The sequence below is a fragment of the Rhodanobacter caeni genome, assembly GCF_039523575.1.
GTDB classification, from domain to species: domain Bacteria; phylum Pseudomonadota; class Gammaproteobacteria; order Xanthomonadales; family Rhodanobacteraceae; genus Rhodanobacter; species Rhodanobacter caeni.
On sequence record NZ_BAAAFO010000003.1, the window covers coordinates 74,461 to 92,559 of the forward strand.

Consider the following 18,099-nt stretch of genomic DNA (forward strand, 5'->3'; position numbering starts at 1 on the left):
TCGCTCCCACAGGCATCTGCGCGGTGCGGCACGCCTTTAAGCCCTTCGTAAGCGAAGCCTCGGATAATCCACAGCATGTCATGCTTGCCGCGGATCGATTCGCGGGCCCGGTTTCGAAGGTAACGCCGTGCACATCATCCTGGTGGAAGACGACACGCAGCTCGGCGCCGCCATCGCGCGGGCGCTGGAGCGTCTGGCCTATACGGTCACCTGGCTGCGTGACGGTCGCGAGGCGCTGAGCGCGTTGCGCGACCAGACCGCCGACCTGGTATTGCTGGATCTCGGCCTGCCCGGCAAGGACGGCATGGAGGTGCTGACCGAAGCGCGCCGCAGCCACGTCACCACGCCGGTGATGGTGATGACGGCCCGCGACGGACTGGATGACCGCGTTCGCGGCCTCGACGCCGGCGCCGACGACTACCTGGTCAAGCCCTTCCACCTGGACGAGCTGGCGGCGCGCATCCGTTCGTTGACCCGGCGTGCGCAAGGGCTGGCGGCGAACCGCATCGAGGCAGGCGCACTGAGCCTGGACCTTGGCACGTCCGAAGTGCGCTTTCGCGGCGAAAGAGTGGAGCTGACCAAGCGCGAGTTCGCCCTGCTGCAGATCCTGATGGAGCGCGCCGGGCGGCTGGTGCGCCGCGAGGGTCTGGAGAATTCGCTTTACGGGCTGGACAACATCGTCGGCAGCAGCGCGCTGGAAGTGCTGGTGCATACGCTGCGCCGCAAGCTGAGCTTCGACACCATCCAGACCGTGCGCGGCTTCGGCTACATGATTCCGCGCGAACCCCAATGAAGCGGACGAGCCCGCTGAAACCGGCCAGCCTGCACGGGCGATTGCGCCTGCTGATCATCCTGGTGTTGCTGGCGGTGCTGCTGCCATTGGGGATTTTCAGCTTCCAGCGCACGATCACCGAGGTGGACGAACTGTCCGACGGCCGGCTGGCGCAATCGGCGCGCACCCTGCAGGTGCTGATCGAACACGCCGGCCTGTCCGCGCTGCAGGGTCGGGATGCCACCGGCATGCTGGTACCGATCGAGGTCGGCCAAGCCACATTGCCGCGGCGGCATCGAACCTACGAATCCGAAGTGGGCTTCCAGGTGTTCGATCACGCCGGTCGCACGATGCTGACAACCACCACCATCGCGACCCTGCTGCAGCCAACCGCTACCGACGCCGACTTCCAGGACGTACGTCAGGGCAAGTATCGCTGGCGCATATTCACCCTGCACGACGATCTCGACCGCGTGATGATCCGCACCGGCGAGCGCTACGACAGCCGCAACGACATCATGCATGCGGTATGGCTGGAACACAGCCTTCCGCTCCTGGTTGGCCTGCCCTTGCTGGCCTGGCTGGTGGGCTGGGCGGTAAGGCGCGGACTTTCCCCGCTCGAAACCCTGACTCGCGAACTCTCGACCCGGCAACCGGGCAGTCATGCACCGATCCGCCTGCCCGCCGCACCGCAGGAACTTCAGCCTGTGCTGGCCGCACTGAACGGCCAATTGGCGCGGCTCGAGGATGCGCTGGAGCGCGAGCGCCGCTTCAGCGCCGACGTGGCGCACGAGCTGCGCACGCCGCTGGCCAGCGCCATGATCAACCTCGAAAGCGCGATGGCCACCACCGACCCGGCCGAGCTCAAGACCGGCCTGGGCAGCGCCCAGCATGGCATCGCGCGGCTGGCGCGACGGATCGAACAACTGCTGGCGCTGGCCCGACTGGAAGCCGGCGCGGCATCGGGCCAGCGCAGCCACGTCGACCTGGTCGCCGTGGCGATGGATGTGATCGAGGAGCTGTCGGCCGTGATCGCCGACAGTGGCGTGGACCTCAGCTTTTCGCGACTGACGCCGCACGTACCCGTGCAAGGCTACGAGGCCGCGCTCGCGGCGCTGCTGCGCAACCTGGTCGAGAATGCGCTGCGCCACGTTCCGCGCGGCGGCCAGGTGCAACTGGCGATCGAACAGGGCCAGGGCATGGCGCTGATCGACGTCATCGACGATGGCCCCGGCATCCCGGCCGAACGCCGCGCCAGCGTATTCGCCCGCTTCCATCGCGAAGCCGGCAGCCACGGCGACGGCTTCGGGCTGGGCCTGTCGATCGTGCAGCGCGCCGCCCAACTGCACGGCGCCACCATCGAACTGCTCGACTCGCCGTTCGGCAACGGCCTGCGCGTGCGGGTGGCGATCCCGCAAACGCCAGGGAAAGTCTGAACAAACCTTTGGTCTCCATTCCAGCGAAGCGCTTTTCAACGGCCGAAGGGCCGCTCAAGCTGGAATCCATGGTCTTCAAGAGGTTGCCGGGGCGACGTCGGGGTACCGAATCCCGGCTTTTGCTGGGATGACGACTTGCTCAGGCCATCCCTGGCTGTCACGCCAAATCAAACTTGCCGCCGTTGCTTTGTTTCTTGCGTGCCCGGATTTCAAAATCGAATCGGCCCCGGCGCTTCACAATGCATGGTTCTTAAGGTTAAAAATCAGATATACAAGGCTGACGCCATTTCTTGCGGCGTGCAATATTGAAACCCAGAGCACCGAGTTGCTGCCTTTTCGGTCGAACACCGTGAACGCATAGGCCAACGTCAGGCTAGCCGCGAATGCCCAGACCGCGTATCCGAAACTGTAATAATGAAGAGCACCGAACAGTAGCGCGGAGATGATTATCGAGCGCGTCCTTGACCAGTGAAGCGATACCTGGCAAATGCGTATGGGCACGCACTGCAAAAGCAATGTTTCCAATGGTGGCGCTATAAGACATCCGGCAATCGCCAGGGAGACCAACCCTTTTGTCCCAAGAAAATCATGCTCATGATTTATGGGCGCGCACCGAACAACAAGGTTTGAAGTACATATAATATGGAATCAGCAATGAGCGGGGACAAGTATGACAAAAAGAGCATAACAACGATGATTTTTGCAACATTTAATCGTGTAATCCGCTCATCCAGTGCGACCAACCTTGACTTCATTATCGTTCCGTACATTCGCGGTTTCCCAAACAGCGGGTAAAGAATGCAATGCCATTTCCGCGAGGCCATGGCATTACATTTCATCTAGAAAGTTTTTTGGCCGTCTCAAACTCCACGTGCAACACCTAGTCCGATCTGGCATAGGCTGTTGCGATGAGAACATATAGCGAACTGACGTTGGAAGAGAGAGTGGAGATCCAGCAGCGGCTGGAGTCTGGCGACAGCCTGCGTGCCGTCGGTCGGTCGCTGGGTCGCTCGCCCAGCACGATCAGCCCCGCCGCACGCCCGGTGAACTGGTCAGCGTAGGCGATGAAGGCGATCAGGGCGCCGGCGGTGAACGTGTTCTCCAATGCCAGCGTGGCGGCGATCCAGATCGTCGCGACCCGGCCAATGCCGAACATCAGCTGGTTGCCCAGCATGAAGGCGATGACGAGGCGCTGGATGCCGATGCCGCGATTGGCGGTGGCTACCGTGGCGTTGGCGTAACGCGCGAAGCGCTCGTCCTGCTTGTTGGCCAGCTTGATCGGCATGGCGCCGCGGATGGACTCCAGCAGTTCGCTCTCCTGGCGGGCGCCGTAGACGATCCGCTCCTCGTTCGCCCGCCGCAGCGGGTCGAAGAAGGCCCAGCGCAGCAGGCCGTAGGCCAGGAACAGGCCCACCACAAGGGTGGTGAGCGTGAGGCTGTAGAAGCCCATCACCACCAGAGTCACCAGCGACATCAGGCCATCAAGCAACGAGCCGATGAACTGCGTGGTGAGGGTTTGTTGGATGGTCTGGATGGAGCCGAAGCGCGATACCACGTCGCCGATATGGCGCTTCTCGAACCAGTCCAGCGGCAGGCGCATCAGGTGGCCGAACAGGTTGCTGGCCCACTGCACGTTGATCGTGGCACCCAGCCAGGTCACTGCCCACGAGCGCGCCGCCGTGATAAGGGCGGAGAACACCGTGATGCCGAGAAAGCCCAGACCAAGTAGCGTAAGCAGGCTGTGGTCGGCGGACACCAGTACCTGATCCAGCACCCATTGCAGGTAGAACGGCCCGGCCAGCGCGAACACTTCCAGCGCCAGGGCCAGCAGCAGGATCTGCCCCAGCGCCGGCACCAGGCCGCGTACCTTGCCGGTCAGCGTGCGCAGCGAGATGGCCTGGCGCACGCTCACGGGGGTAAAGTCAGCCGCGGGTGTCAGCTCCAGCGCCACGCCGGTGAAATGTTCGGAGGCCTCGCGCAAACCTAGCTTGCGGATGCCACGTGCGGGGTCGTGGATCACGATGCCACGCTTGTCGGCGCGCTTGAGCACCACGAAGTGGTTGAGATCCCAGTGCAGCACGCAGGGCGTGCGCAACTGCGGGAGTTCATCCAGATCGAGCTTGAGCGGGCGGCAGGTGAAGCCGAGCTGGCCCGCCATTTCCATCAAGCGGGCCAGGGTGATGCCCTTGAGCGAGGTGGAGAAGCGCCGGCGCAGGCCCGCCAGGTCCACGTCGTGGCCGTGATGGGTGGCGATCATCGCCAGGCAGGCCAAACCACATTCGGCGGCTTCGGTCTGCAACATCATGGGCAGCCGGCGTGACCAGCCGAATTGAAGGGCGGAGCGATACACGACATGCGCCTTCGCGCGCGATTGCGAGCCGTCAGCCATGGGCACCTCCTGTCAGGTGGTGCGCCATGCCGTACAGCGGCTCGAACACCCATCCCAGCAGGCGGCGCCGATCCATCAATATGTCCGCCTGCAGCGCCATACCGGGTTTCAGCGCCTCGCGCCTGCCATAGGCCAGTACGAAGGAGCGATCCAGCGTCACCTGCACGCGGTACAACGGCTGCTGGCTTTGCTGGCCGATCAGGGCGGCGATATCGGAGGCGCCCAGGGCACCGCGCGAGACGTCGGCGACCTCACCGTACTGCTGCCCGAACTTCTGGTACGGAAACGCCTCGTAGCGCAGCACGACCTTGCTGCCCGGGTCGATGAAGCCGATGGCACGGCTGGGCACCAGCAATTGCGCCTGCAGGGCGGAGCCAGCCGGGAGAATGGACAGCAGCGATTGGCCCGCACTCACCATCTGCCCTGGCTTAGGCAGCACGGCGGAGACCGTGCCGTCGCGAGGCGCACGCAAGACGGTGGCACGCTGCAACTCGTTCTGGGCAATGGATTGCGCCACCCCCGCAAGTTGACGCTCGGTGTCGTTGCGCTTGGTGGCGAGATCCAGCGGCAGTTGTGCCAGTTGCTGGCGAGCGGCATCGAGTTGCTGGCGCGTATCCAGTTGCTGCCGGGTTCAAGGTCTTGAGCTGGCTCTTCGCCTCCAGCACGGCGGCGCGTTGCTGCTGGATCTGCACCTCGGAAACGTACCCCTTGGCACCCAGCGGCTCGATGCGCTCCAGCAGATGCTGGTTGCTCGTCATCTGCTGACGGGCGATGCTCTGCTGGTCGCCGATCTGCCTCAGCTGGGCCTGCAGCAGCACGATCTTGCCGCGCCACGCATCGGTCTGCTGCCTGCCTAGTTGCTGTTGGTTGGCGAGGTCGGCCTGCAGCCGATCGCGCTGCGCCTCCAGCTGCTGCCCCACAAGGGCATGCGTATCACCCAACGCCGCACTGTCCTGATCACCGGACAACTCCAGCAACACGCCGCCGGCCTTGACGGCTTGTCCATCGTGCACGTACAGCTTGGTCACGGTACCGGCGCCGGGAGCCACGACGTTCAGCAGCCCGGCGCTGGGCACCAACTGGCCCACCACGGTCTCGCGGCGGGTGTAGTGGCCGAAAACGAGAAACAGAAGAATGGCGGCGGCGAACGCCACGACCAACACGGTGAGGGCCCAGCGCGACAAGGGCGCCGCGACAATGATGGCCCAGCCATTCTCCACGGCGGGCGTCCGCGACTTCCTGTCGAAACAGCAATCCTGACACGAGCTACTCCCTGTCGCTAGATGGCTCTGCACCGGCTAGGATGAGCCAACCGTCTTTTTATACTCACCTTGAGTACGCTAATCAACAGGGTGAAGATGTGTCGGCGACTATCCAACTTTTCGAGAAATACAAATTGCACATCGGCGCGCGCACCGACAGCGCCGGTGCCGCCGCGCTGGGCATCAAATGTCAGACCGTCAGCAACTGGCGCACGCGCGGTAGCCAAGCCGAGCCGCGATTGATCGAGGCGATGGCGACGACGCTGGAAGCCGACGTGGGTGAATGGCTGCTTCGCGCGCAGATCGAGCAGTCATTCGATGCATCGAACCGGGAGGTTTGGCGGCGCATGAGCAGACGGCTGGGCTACCGACTCGGCAGCATCGGCGCAGTGCTGATTCCGACGGCGGCGCAACTTGGCGGCCGGCTTCAAATGCTGGTGGCGGATTCCGCCGCCCTTGCCGAAAACCTGGCGCCCCTGACCTGACCCGCGCCACCGCCTGACCTTGCGCTGACCGCCGCCGGCGGCTTTTATTGAGCCCGATGCCATCCATTGGTTAAGCTCCGTGGGCTTTATCGCCTGTTGCGCAGGCTTTCTCCGGGGTTTTTCTTTGAGCGCCAACGCAGCAAAGCAGCACAGCCGGTTTCCGTTGCTCTCCGCCGTGGTGCTGGCGCTGATCGTGGCGTCAATGAATATCGGGTTGTGGTGGTGGGGCAACCTGCCGCACGGGCCGGAGGACTGGCACGGCAAGATCGGCGGTTTCGCGCTGTCGGCCTTCCAGCGCTACCAGAGTCCGCTGAAGAACGATTTTCCCAGCGACGAGGAGATCGACAGTGACCTCAAGCTGATCAGCAAGTACACCTCGCGCGTGCGCACCTACTCGATGCTGGAGAACCCGCAGGTGCCGCGGCTGGCCGAGCGCGAGGGGCTGAAGGTGATGGCCGGCGCCTGGATCGACCGGCGGCTGGACAACAACGAGAAGGAGATCGACACCCTGATCGCCCAGGCCCGGCACTACCCGGGTACGGTCAACCGGGTGATCGTGGGCAACGAGGTGCTGCTGCGCAACGACATCAGTCCTGAGCAGCTGATGACCTATCTCGATCGTGTGCGCGCCGCGCTGCACCAGCCGGTGTCGACCGCCGAGCCGTGGCACATCTGGGAGAAGTATCCCGAGCTGGTGCAGCACGTCGACTTCATCACCGTGCACCTGTTCCCCTACTGGAACGGCATCGACCGCAAGGATGCGCTGGCCGACGCGCTGTCGCGCTACAACCACCTGCGCCAGCTGTATCCGAACAAGCCCGTCGTGGTGGGCGAAATCGGCTGGCCGTCCAATGGCGACCGCTTCCAGTACGCCACGCCGTCGGTGTCGAACGAGGCGATCTTCCTGCGCCAGTGGTTCAACGCGGCGCGCGAGCAGCACATCGACTACTACGTGATGGAAGCGTTCGACCAGCCATGGAAGGAGGGCCTGGGCGAAGGCCGCACCGGCGCGTACTGGGGCATGTTCAATGCCGACCGGCAGCTGAAATTCCCGTTCACCGGCCCGGTCACCGAAGACACCGCCTGGCCGTGGAAGGCGCTGGCCGCCAGCCTGCTGGCGCTGCTGCCGATGATCCTGTTCGCGCGCCGCTTCAGCCGCTTCAAGCTGATGGGCCGGCTGTTCTTCTGCATGCTGATCCAGCTGGCCTGCGGATTGATCACCTGGTCGGCCACGCTGCCGTTCAACTTCTACCTCAGCTGGGTCGACTGGACCATGCTGGTGCTGTTGTTCCCGGCGCAGATCGCGATTCTGGCAATCCTGCTGATCAACGGCTTCGAGTTCACCGAGGTGCTGTGGCGCCGCCGCTGGATGCGTGACGCCGGCATGCTCAGGCCCGATCCGCCGGAAAAGCAGCCGTTCGTGTCGATCCACCTGGCCTGCTACAACGAACCACCGGAAATGGTGATCGTCACCCTCGATTCGCTGGCCGCGCTGGATTACGCCAACTTCGAGGTGCTGGTGATCGACAACAACACCAAGAACCCGGATGTATGGAAACCGGTGCAGGCGTATTGCGAGCAGCTGGGCAAGCGCTTCCGCTTCTTCCATCTTGAACCGTGGCCTGGCTACAAGGCCGGCGCGCTGAACTTCGGCCTGAAGGAAACCGATCCGGCCGCCGACGTGGTGGCGGTGATCGACGCCGACTATGAAGTGCGTCCCGACTGGCTGGCCACGCTCACCGGCTACTTCCACGACCCGAAGGTGGCGGTGGTGCAGTGCCCGCAGGCGCACCGCGAGTTCGAGAACAACACCTTCCGCCGCATGACCGCGTGGGAATACGACGGCTTCTTCCGCATCGGCATGCATCACCGCAACGAGCGCAACGCGATCATCCAGCACGGCACCATGACGATGGTCCGCCGGAGCGCGCTGGAAGGCACCGGCGGCTGGTCGGAATGGACGATCTGCGAGGACGCCGAGCTGGGCCTGCGGCTGATGCACGCCGGCTACGAGCTGGTCTACGTCGACGAACTGATGGGCAAGGGCCTCACCCCGGCCGATTTCAAGGCGTACAAGAGCCAGCGCTACCGCTGGGCGTTCGGCGCCATGCAGATCCTGAAGGGCCGCTGGAACTGGATGACCCAGCGTGGCCCGCTGTCGGTGGGGCAGCGTTTCCATTTCCTCACCGGCTGGTTCAGCTGGTTTGCCGATGCGCTGCATCTGATCTTCACCCTGATGGCGATTTTCTGGACCGCGGGCATGGTGGCGTTCCCGCAGGTGTTCAGCCTGCCGATGCAGCTGTTCCTGATTCCGGTGATCGGCTTCTTCTTCGCCAAGGCCATCTTCGGCATCGTGCTGTACCGCGCCCGCGTGCCGTGCGGCTGGTACGACACGCTGATGGCCTCGCTGGCCAGCATGGGGCTTTCCCACGCCATCGCCCGCGGCATCCTGCACGGCCTGACGCGCGAGAAGACCTCGTTCGTGGTCACCGCCAAGAGCCGCCGCCTGGGCGAATCGAGCTTCGCCGCGTTCGCGCCGGTGCGCGAAGAACTGTTGATGGCGATCGCACTGGTGCTGTGCGTGATCGGCATGGCAACCGGCTTCGGCACCCGCTACATCGAGGGCACGCTGTGGATCTTCATCCTCAGCGCGCAATCGATCCCGTATTTCTCGGCGGTGATTGGCGCGTGGATCGCGCACAAGGCGGGCGACAAGGCGGGTTGATCCGGCGCGTCATGCGGGAATGGGCGCCCGGTTCATACGACGCCCACACGCGCTTGGGTAAGCTGCCCTCACTTTGCCGAAGGTCGCCACCACGAATGCGCCGAATGTTCCGACGCCTGAGTCTGCTGTTGTGCCTGCTGCCGCCGCTGGCACAGGCGAACGTGCAGCTGATGGTCGATGGCGTGGATGATCCGCTGCGCGGGGCCGTGGCGACGGCGGTCGATCTGTCGCAGTACGCCACGCGCGATGTCAGCGATGCACAGGTTCGGCGATTGGTGGAGCGTGCGCCGGAGCAGGGCCAACGCGCGCTGGAGCCGTACGGCTACTACGACGCCACCATCACCAGCGACGTTCAGCCGCTGGGCAAGGACTGGCGCGTGACGCTGCACGTGAAACCGGGCGAGCCGGTGAAGGTCACGGCGGTGGAACTGCAGCTGGATGAGACCGCGTCGCGCATCGGGTCGATCCGCCGCGCGCGACGCGCGATCGAGCGGCTCAAGGGCCAGGTGCTGAACCACGGTGCCTACGATGCCGCACGCGACGCGCTCTCGGCCGAATTGACCGCGCATGGCTTCCTCGATGCGCGCCTGCGCACCCATCGCGTGGAGGTGACGCGCGCGGATCGAAGCGCGGTGGTCAAGCTGGCCTGGCAGGCAGGCCCACGCTACCGCTACGGCAAGGTGCACTTCGAGGGCTCGCAGTTTGCCGAGGGGTTTCTCGATCGCTACGTGCCGTTCAAGTCCGGCGATTATTTCGAACAGGACCAGTTGCTGGCGCTGCAGCAGGCGCTGAACGGCGCCGATTATTTTTCGGTGGTCAACGTGCTGCCCGACGTGGACGAAGCCCACGCCGGCGTGGTCGACGTCACCGTGCAACTGGCGCCGGCCAAGCGCACGATCTATACCGGCGGGCCTTTCATCGGTACCGATACGGGTTTCGGCGTGCGTGGCGGCATGGAGCGACGCTGGGTCAACCGGCGCGGCCACAAGTGGAAGAACGAACTGGTGGTGGCGCAGCGGTTGAAGACGCTCTCCACGCTCTATTCGATTCCCCTGCCCGGCCCCAACCAGCGCAGCTACAACGTCGGCGCCAATTTCCGCGATGCCGACACCACCACCTCGCAATCGCGCACGCTGGAACTGGTGGGCAACGAAACGCGGCAATGGCATGGCTGGGTGCGCACCATCGGCGCGCATGCGCTGTCGGGCACCTTCACCGTGGGCAAGCGCGGCAACGAGCCGGACAACACGCCCGGCATCGACCACGGCCGCAGCACGCTGGTGTTCGCCGAAGCGGCGCTGTCGCGCAAGAAGGCCGACAACGCCACCTTCGTGCGGCGCGGCTGGTCGGTCAACCTGGCCGCGCGCAGCACCGCCGGGACGCTGCTGTCCGACGCCAGCTTCAGCCAGCTCACCGCCGACGCCAAGTGGATCCACGCGTTCGGCGAACGCAGCCGCAACCGCTTGATCCTGCGCGGCAGCGCCGGCATCACCCGCACCAGCGATTTTTCCGCGCTGCCGCCGCAGCTGCGCTTTTTTGCCGGTGGCGACCGCTCGGTGCGCGGCTACGGCTTCCAGTCGATCGGCCCGCGCAACAGCGCCGGCCGCGTCGTCGGCGGACGCAACCTGCTGGTGGCCAGCACGGAGCTGGAGCACTACTTCACCCGCCGTTGGGGCATGGCCGCGTTCGTCGACGCCGGCAATGCGTTCACCGGCACCGACTACCGGCCACGCATCGGCGCCGGCCTGGGCGTTCGCTGGCTGAGCCCGGTAGGCATGATCCGCGTCGACGTCGGCACGCCGATCCGCGACGCCAATGCCCATGGCGTGGAGCTGCATTTGGTGATCGGGCCAGATTTATGAAATCGGGATTCGGGATTCGGGATTCGGAATTGGCAAAAGCGGCGCTGCCGTCGTCCCGCCTGGGCGTAAGGCGTCGCGCAGTCGCCGGTGGCGGCCCCTCGATTTCGGCCCTTCAGGTCTACGCTCAGGAGGATAGGCGATGCGCTTACGGCTCGTGCTCCAGGCTTTTCCGTATCCCTAATCCCAAATCCCGAATCCCGGCCACCCCATGAAATGGCTCAAGCGCATCGCCCTCACCCTTGCCGCCCTGCTGCTGGTTGCGGCGGCGGGGCTGTGGTGGCTGCTGGGCAGCCATGCGGGGCTGCGTTTTGCGCTCGATCGGGCTGAAGGTTTCAACCACGGCGCGCTGCGCGTGCAGCAGGTGCGCGGTCACCTGGCCGGTCCGATCGATGTCACGGGATTGCGCTACGACGACGGCAGCGGCACCGTGGTGACGGTGGCCAAGGCGCACTTGCACGTACGCCTCTGGCCGCTGCTGGCGCGCCGTGTGCACGTACTCGACCTGGACGCGGACGGCGTCGAGGTGAGCTTGCCGCCAAGCTCGCCGCCATCGCGGGAGCGCACGGCGTTCTCGCTGAAGCCGCCGGTACAGCTGTGGCTCGATCGCGTGCACGTGGGCTCGTTGGCCATCCGCCAGGGCGGTGCGCCGATTTTTCTGTCCAATCAGCTCGATCTGTCGGGCAGCTGGACCGACAGCGGACTGGTTGTGAAACAACTGGCGCTGCAGGCGCCGGACGGCCACGTGCAACTCGGTGGCACGCTCGCCATCGGCACCGGCTACGCCGGCAGCAGCAAGGCCAGCTTCCGCTGGAAGCTGGGCGATGTCGACGTTGCCGGGCAACTGGCAGCGCAGAGCGACGGCAAGCTGGCGCATGTCGAACTGGCGCTGAGCCAGCCGAGCGCGTTGCATCTGCAACTGGACCTGACCCAGGGCGGTAACTACCCGTGGACCGCCGCGCTCGACGTGCCGCGTTTCGACCCACAGGTGCTTCTGGGTGACAGTTCGCTGGATACCGTGGCCGCCACGCTCAAGGGCCAGGGTGATCGCTACGGCGGCAGCCTGGAAGGCCGGCTCGACCTCAACGACTACCCCTTGCTGTTGCAGCCGTTGCGTGCCCGCTTCAGTCCCGATTTCGACACCTTGACGCTGGAGCAGTTGAGCCTCGGCTCGCCGCGTATCAAGGGCAACCTGGCGGCCACCGGTACCGTGCAACTGGCGGCAAAGCCGGTCAGCGCCGCGCTCGACCTTCGCTGGAGCGACCTGGAACTGCCCGAGGAACTGGCCGGCCAGGTGCTGGCCAGCCACGGCGCGATCAGCGCCCATGGCAGCACGGCGAAGTATCACGCCGAGGGCGACATCGCGATCGGGCCACCCGGCAAGCTGGCGGCGTTGTCGCTCGACCTGGATGGCGACACGCAGACCCTGGTGCTGCGCACGCTGGCGCTGGAGCAGGCCAACGGCGGCGTGCGCGCCAGCGGTCGCCTGATCCTGCAACCGGCGTTGGCGTGGCAGGCGCAGGTGAACGCCGATCGCTTCGATCCCGGACAGTTGTTTGCCGGATGGAATGGCGCGCTGGATTTCGACCTGGCCAGCCAGGGCTCGCTGCCCAGCGACGGCCCCGACGCCACGCTGGAGATCCGCAAGCTGGGCGGCAAGCTGCGCCAACGCGCTGTCAGCGGCCACGGCAAGCTGCACCTGTCCTCGAACGAGGTGGTGGACGGCCGCCTCGACCTGGCATCGGGCGGCAGCACGATCCGGCTGGACGCCAGGCCGGGAGCCAGCAACGACGCGCAGCTGGAACTGGCGATCGCCTCGCTGGCCGACTGGCTGCCCGATGCCGGCGGACGTCTAAACGGCCATTTCACCATCCGCGGCAAGCTGCCGGGACTGGCCGTCAACGGGCAACTCCACGGCCGGGCGCTTTCCTGGCAGCAGCAGAAAATCGACACGCTGCGCCTGATCGCCGGCGTGCCCGACATCAGCCGTCCCGCCGGCAAGCTCGACGTACAGGCCAGCGATGCCTGGGTGCAAGGGCTGGCGTTCCGGCAGATCCACCTGCTGGCCGAGGGCAGCCAGGCCAACCACCGGTTAACCCTGGATGCGCAGGGCACGCAGCTTTCCACCCGGCTTGCCCTGCACGGTTCAAGCAAGGGCGCGAACTGGGACGGCACGCTGGAAAGGCTGGACCTTGCCCCGCAAGGCATGCCCGAGTGGCGCCTGCAGCAGGCCGCGTCGCTGCGCTACCGCAACGGCGCGGCGAGCCTGTCCGAGCTTTGCCTCACCGCTGGCGATCCGCATGTGTGCGTGGCGGCCAATCGGGGCAAGGGCGGAAACCTGGACGCCAGTTACCGCCTGCACGCGCTGCCGCTGGCCTTGCTGCTGAGCGCCAGCGGCAACGCCGACTTGCCGTTGCGTGTCGACGGCACGCTGGAAGGCGAAGGCAGGCTTCGCCGCAGCGCCGCGGGCGCACTTGCCGGCAACGCCGAGATCCGTTCGGCCGGTGGTTCGGTCACATATACCGATCGCAGCGAGGAGCCCCTGCTTCGCTACGACCGGCTGCGCCTTGCCGCCACGCTGGCGCCGGGCAGCCAGCGTATCGAACTGCACAGCGGCCTGGACGAGAACGGACGTCTGGACGGCCATATCACGCTGACCGGCGCGCAACAACAGCTGGCTGGCGAGCTCGACCTTCGCCTGCGCAACCTGGCGTTCATCGAGCTGCTGAGCACCGACGTGGCCAACGCCAAGGGCCAACTCGACGGCAGTTTCCGTTTCGCCGGCACGCTGCAGCAGCCGTCCGTCAGCGGCCATGCCAACCTCGCCGATTTTGCCGCCGAGCTGCCCGCGATCGGACTGGAACTCAGCCATGGCAGCCTGGCCATCAGTGCCGTCGATGCGCGACAAATCCGGCTGGATGGCAGCGTGCGGTCGGGCAAGGGCCATGTCGACATCCATGGCGTGGCCGGCATCGGCGCCGGCGCGACCACGTCCATTGCGCTCAAGGGCGAGGCGTTCACCGCCGCCGACGTTCCCGCCGCCAGGGTGGTGGTCTCGCCGGACCTGCTCGTAAAGCAGGATGCGCACGGGCTGGACATCGGTGGCAGCGTCGCCATCGACAGCGCCGACATCAATGCCGACCGGCTGGTCGGCAACGGCAGCGTCAAGGCCTCGCCCGATGTCGTGGTGGTGGACCAGCAGCAGAAGGAGGAGGCCGCCAGCCAGCTGCCCATCACCGCCCACGTCAAGGTCGACCTGGGTCGGCGGACGCACGTGGTGGGCATGGGTCTGGATGGCCGCGTCACCGGCGCGCTCACCGTCAACGAACGGCCCGGTCACGCCACCACCGGCCAGGGGCAGGTCGCCGTGACCGGCACCTATCACGCCTATGGGCAGAACCTGCAGATCCAGCGTGGCCAACTGCTGTTCGCCAGCACGCCGATCGACAACCCCGGCCTGAACATCCGCGCCACGCGCAAGCTCAATCCCAACGCCACCATCGATGAAGGCCAGGAAGTGGGCCTGTACATCGCCGGCACGGCGCAGCGGCCGGTGCTGACGGTTTTCTCCAACCCGGTGATGGAGCAATCCGATGCGCTGTCGTACCTCATCACCGGCAAGCCGCTGTCCGACGTCAAGGGCGGCGAAGGCGACATGGTGGGCGCGGCGGCGCAGGCGTTGGGTTCGGCCGCGGGCAACCTGCTGGCCAAGCGCATCGGCTCGCAGGTGGGCGTGGACGACATCAGCGTGTCCAGCAACGAGGCGCTTGGCGGCGAGTCGGCGTTCACCGTGGGCAAGTACCTGTCGCCGCGGCTGTACCTGAGCTACGGCGTGGGGCTGTTCGAACCGGGCACGGTGATCACCTTGCGCTATCGGCTCAGCCACCGCTGGAGCTTCGAGGCGCAGAACGCCACCGACTTCAGCCGCGCCAGCTTCAACTACCGCATCGAGAAGTAGCGCTCACCGCGCGGTCACCGCGTTGTCGAGCAACGCCTTGCGATAAGGCGCGATCTCCGCCGTCGATACGCCAGCCGCTTGCATGTCCTGTACCGCCTGCCGCATGCCCGCCTGCGCCTCCGCACGCCGGCCGAGGCGCATCAGGATCTGCGCCCGCAGCGCCATCAGCACCGCCGCGCGGCCGGGGTCGGAGGTGCTGGCCTGATAGGCCACCGGATCGACCCGCTCCACCAGCGCCAGCGCCTCGGCGTTGCGGCCCAGCGCGCTGAGCACGTCGGCGCTTGCCGCGCGCGCCGCCTGCACCGTGGGGCTTTTTTCGCCGGACACTGCCAACAACCCGTGTTCGGCGGCCTGCAGGTCGACCAGCGCAGCCTTCAGGTCGCCGGCCTCCTGTTCCTGCGAACCCAGATTGAGCCGCTCGACCAGGGTGTACTGGCTGTCGCGGCCCCAGCGCGAGAGCGCCCGCTGATAGACGTCGCGCTGGATGCTCAACGATTTCGCGGTATCGCCATCGAGCGAATACAGATAGCCGAGCGTGCTGAGTGCGCTGATCGTGCCCTGCCCGCTCGCTCCCTGCGCCGATGCGTACTCGGCCACCGCCTGCCGGGTGGCTGCGATGGCCGCGGCGTAGTGGCCCTGCGCCCGCAGCGCATCGCCCAGCCGCGAATGGGCCAGGGCGAGCTGGCCGATGCCGATCCGCTGCGCGGTATAGGACGGCTCGGCCAGCACCTGGCGCGCGATGCGCTCGGCCGCGGCGGCATGGTCGAGGCGCAATTCGCAGCCGGCGATGCCCAGCAGCAGGTGCACGGACGTCAACGCATCGTCCGGGTGCAGGATCTTCTGCACGATCCGCGCCGCGCGGTAGTTGTCCAGCGCCAGCTGCACCTGCATCTGCTGATAGGCCAGGTCGCCGCGGGCCAGGTGCGAACGCAGGCTGATCTCCGACACCGCCTGCCGGCGCACACCAGCGACCGCATCGGCGCGATCGATGCGATCGCCGGCCTGCTTGAATTGCGACAGGTGCGCCTGCATCACCGCCAGCTCGTACTCGGCCAGCAGGCTGCGTTCGTCGGCGCTGCCCAGCTTCTGCCGCAACAGGTCGGCGGCCGCCTTGAGTTGCGCACTGGCCTTGGCGTAGTCGCCGGTGCTGCGATACGCACGCCCCAGGGTCTGGTGCAGGCCGGCCGCCAGTAGCGGCGCCTTGCCGAAACGCTGGTCCAGGCGCAAGGCGGCCGCGTCCAGGATGTCGCTCAGGTGCGGGTTCTTCTCGTACCACGCCGGCGAGTCGCCGCCGATGCCGGCGCCGAGAAGATCCTCGTTGAGGAAGCGGTTGGTGGCCGTGGCGATTGCCGCCTGGCGTTGCGCCTCGTCGCGCGCCACGCGGACGCGCTGGAATTGCCACAGGCCGGTGCCCAGCCCGGCCAGCAGCAGCAGCATGGCCGCGGCAATCCACGGCCGCCGCGCTCGGCTGCGCTGCAGTTTCTGTTCGGCGCGTTGCGCGCGCGCCTCGGCATCGCGCAATCGGCGCCGCTCCATCCGCCGCGCATCGCTGCCGCGCAGCCGCTCGCACAGTTCGCCGACGCTGCCGAGCCGGCGCGCCGGCGAGCCGTCGGTGGCCGCGGCGATGTCCTCGCGCAGCAGCTCGTCGTCCACGTCGGCTTCCCAGCCGGGCGACAGCAGGCGGCGCAGGTCGCCCACCAGCAACTGGTACAGCATCAGGCCCAGCGCGTAGACGTCGCTTTGCACGGTCGGCGCCTGCCCGGCCAGCAACTCCGGCGCGAGATACAGCGGCGTGGCGCTGAAGCCGGCGCCGGCCTGGGTCAGGGTCAAACCGAGTGCGGTGATGCCCCACTGGGCCAGCCGCTCCGGCTCCAGCAGCCGGCTGGCGCCGAAATCGGCCAGCCGCGGCTGCCAGCCGTCGCCATGCGGCTGCATCAGCACATTGGCGGGCTTGATGTCCTTGTGCAGCACGCCGACGGCGTGCGCCGCGGCGATCGCGTCGGCGATCCGCAGGAACAGCTCCAGGCGCTGCGCCCGGTCGAGGCCGGCCAGCCCCGGCTCGCCCTCGGCCCAGCACGCCAGGTCCGGGCCGCCGTATTCGCACTCCAGGTAGAACGGCGCCAGCGCGAAATTCCAGTCGATCACCCGCACGAAATCGTCGCGGTCGCCCAGACTCTCGCGCAACAGGCGATGGATGGTGGCCTCGCGCTTGAGCGCGGCCAGTTGCTCGCCGTCGACGCTGAATTTGTAGACGCGCGGCTCGCCGGTCTTCTCGTGGCGTGCCAGCCACACCTCGTTGCCCCGCGCGGACCCGAGTTGCTGGCACAGGCGGAAATGCTCGCGTGCCGGCACCACCTGCCCCGCCGCCAGGTCGAGTCGGCCGTGCAGGCGCCGGCCCGCGACCGTGCGCTCGACCGGGCCACAAAGCCGGTAGCCGATCCGCGGCAGGTTGACGATGCGGTCGCGCCCGGCGGCGCCCAGCGCCTTGCGCAGCTTGGTCACGGCGTTGGCCAGCACGTTGTCCACGGTAGGGCGCCCGGCCCATACCGTCTCGAACAATTCCTCGCGCGGCACCACCTCGTCGGCGTGGTGCAACAGGCACGCAAGCACCTGCAGCGGCCGCTGTTCCAGCTCCACCGCCAAGCCGTCCACCCGCAATTCGCCACGCGCCTCGTCGAACTCGACATTGCCGAACGCGTACCGATAAAGCGGTTGTTCGCCGCCCTGCTCCATCGGTTGCATAAGCCCCTCCCCCCGCGGGAACTATGCCGCAGCCGGGACCGTGGTGCGAGCGAACCGGCGGACCCGGCCGGCGCCGTTAGTGATCCGTTAGACCCTGGTGACGACTTCAGCGGCGCTTTGGTGCGCCAATCCATGGCGAATTCGGTACCCCGCGTTCGACACCTCTTCGCCACGACGTCCGACATGCCCGTGCTGCGCCATTCGATGACCGCGCCCCTGCTGTTGATGCTGGCCACGCTGGCGGCATGCGACCGGCGCGTCAGCTGGGTCGACGTCGACGCCAGCGGCTGCAACGACGCCCGGATCAGCGCGATGAACCGGGATGCCGAGCTGGTGCACCAGATGGGCGCCGTCTGCGCCGTGAGCGGCAAGGCCGCCGCGGCCGACCGCCTGCGCTGCCGCGGCAACACCTTGCAGGTGGCCTGCAGGGAGTAACCCGAAGCGCGTACGAACCGCCATCCGCCGACCCTC

At 66.6% G+C, this 18,099-nt stretch carries 12 protein-coding genes; 7 read left to right on the forward strand and 5 right to left on the reverse strand.

The genetic code is table 11. The annotated features are described in order from the left end of the window. Nucleotides 1–127 precede the first annotated feature (127 nt). Together ABD017_RS09020 and ABD017_RS09025 are read left to right on the forward strand one after the other, a co-directional pair. Entirely contained in the window at nt 128–793 is a 666-nt protein-coding gene (locus ABD017_RS09020; RefSeq protein ID WP_343882374.1) for a response regulator, read from the forward strand. Continuing rightward, nucleotides 790–2,208, forward strand: coding sequence for a sensor histidine kinase (locus ABD017_RS09025; protein ID WP_343882376.1), 1,419 nt, complete (start codon nt 790–792; stop codon nt 2,206–2,208). Before ABD017_RS09020 ends, ABD017_RS09025 begins: the two co-directional genes overlap by 4 nt. A 234-nt stretch (nt 2,209–2,442) precedes the next feature. Here ABD017_RS09025 and ABD017_RS16775 read toward each other — a convergent pair whose 3' ends face one another. The 4 genes from ABD017_RS16775 to ABD017_RS09045 all read right to left on the reverse strand — a co-directional run bounded on the left by ABD017_RS16775 (nt 2,443) and on the right by ABD017_RS09045 (nt 5,817). Continuing rightward, the gene (locus ABD017_RS16775; RefSeq protein WP_425543701.1) at nt 2,443–2,775 is read right to left on the reverse strand and encodes a CPBP family glutamic-type intramembrane protease; all 333 of its coding nucleotides are present in this window, start codon (nt 2,773–2,775) and stop codon (nt 2,443–2,445) included. Between the two features lie 313 nt (nt 2,776–3,088). Then, complete coding sequence (locus tag ABD017_RS09035; protein WP_425543702.1) at nt 3,089–4,597, reverse strand: peptidase domain-containing ABC transporter; 1,509 nt, start codon at nt 4,595–4,597, stop codon at nt 3,089–3,091. Further along, on the reverse strand, nt 4,590–5,036 hold the full coding sequence (locus ABD017_RS09040; protein WP_425543704.1) for a beta-barrel domain-containing protein: 447 nt from the start codon (nt 5,034–5,036) through the stop codon (nt 4,590–4,592). Before ABD017_RS09040 ends, ABD017_RS09035 begins: the two co-directional genes overlap by 8 nt. Continuing rightward, on the reverse strand, nt 5,026–5,817 hold the full coding sequence (locus tag ABD017_RS09045; RefSeq protein ID WP_343882380.1) for an HlyD family secretion protein: 792 nt from the start codon (nt 5,815–5,817) through the stop codon (nt 5,026–5,028). Before ABD017_RS09045 ends, ABD017_RS09040 begins: the two co-directional genes overlap by 11 nt. A gap of 83 nt (nt 5,818–5,900) precedes the next feature. Between ABD017_RS09045 and ABD017_RS09050 the strand changes: the two genes are divergently transcribed. From ABD017_RS09050 to ABD017_RS09065, 4 genes are all read left to right on the forward strand, one after another. After that, nucleotides 5,901–6,344 (forward strand): hypothetical protein, encoded by a 444-nt coding sequence (locus ABD017_RS09050; protein WP_343882382.1) that lies wholly within the window; start codon nt 5,901–5,903, stop codon nt 6,342–6,344. A gap of 124 nt (nt 6,345–6,468) precedes the next feature. Beyond that, nucleotides 6,469–9,069, forward strand: a complete 2,601-nt coding sequence (locus ABD017_RS09055; protein WP_343882383.1) for a glycosyltransferase — start codon at nt 6,469–6,471, stop codon at nt 9,067–9,069. A gap of 95 nt (nt 9,070–9,164) precedes the next feature. Next, on the forward strand, nt 9,165–10,931 hold the full coding sequence (locus tag ABD017_RS09060) for an autotransporter assembly complex protein TamA (RefSeq protein WP_343882385.1): 1,767 nt from the start codon (nt 9,165–9,167) through the stop codon (nt 10,929–10,931). Nucleotides 10,932–11,139: 208 nt separating this feature from the next. Next, nucleotides 11,140–14,886: a translocation/assembly module TamB domain-containing protein gene (locus tag ABD017_RS09065; protein ID WP_343882387.1), complete on the forward strand. Its 3,747-nt coding sequence runs from the start codon at nt 11,140–11,142 to the stop codon at nt 14,884–14,886. Nucleotides 14,887–14,889: 3 nt separating this feature from the next. Here ABD017_RS09065 and ABD017_RS09070 read toward each other — a convergent pair whose 3' ends face one another. Beyond that, nucleotides 14,890–17,628 (reverse strand): protein kinase domain-containing protein, encoded by a 2,739-nt coding sequence (locus tag ABD017_RS09070; RefSeq protein ID WP_343882389.1) that lies wholly within the window; start codon nt 17,626–17,628, stop codon nt 14,890–14,892. 183 nt (nt 17,629–17,811) lie between these two features. Between ABD017_RS09070 and ABD017_RS09075 the strand changes: the two genes are divergently transcribed. Continuing rightward, complete coding sequence (locus ABD017_RS09075; protein WP_343882391.1) at nt 17,812–18,063, forward strand: hypothetical protein; 252 nt, start codon at nt 17,812–17,814, stop codon at nt 18,061–18,063. Nucleotides 18,064–18,099: the final 36 nt, after the last annotated feature.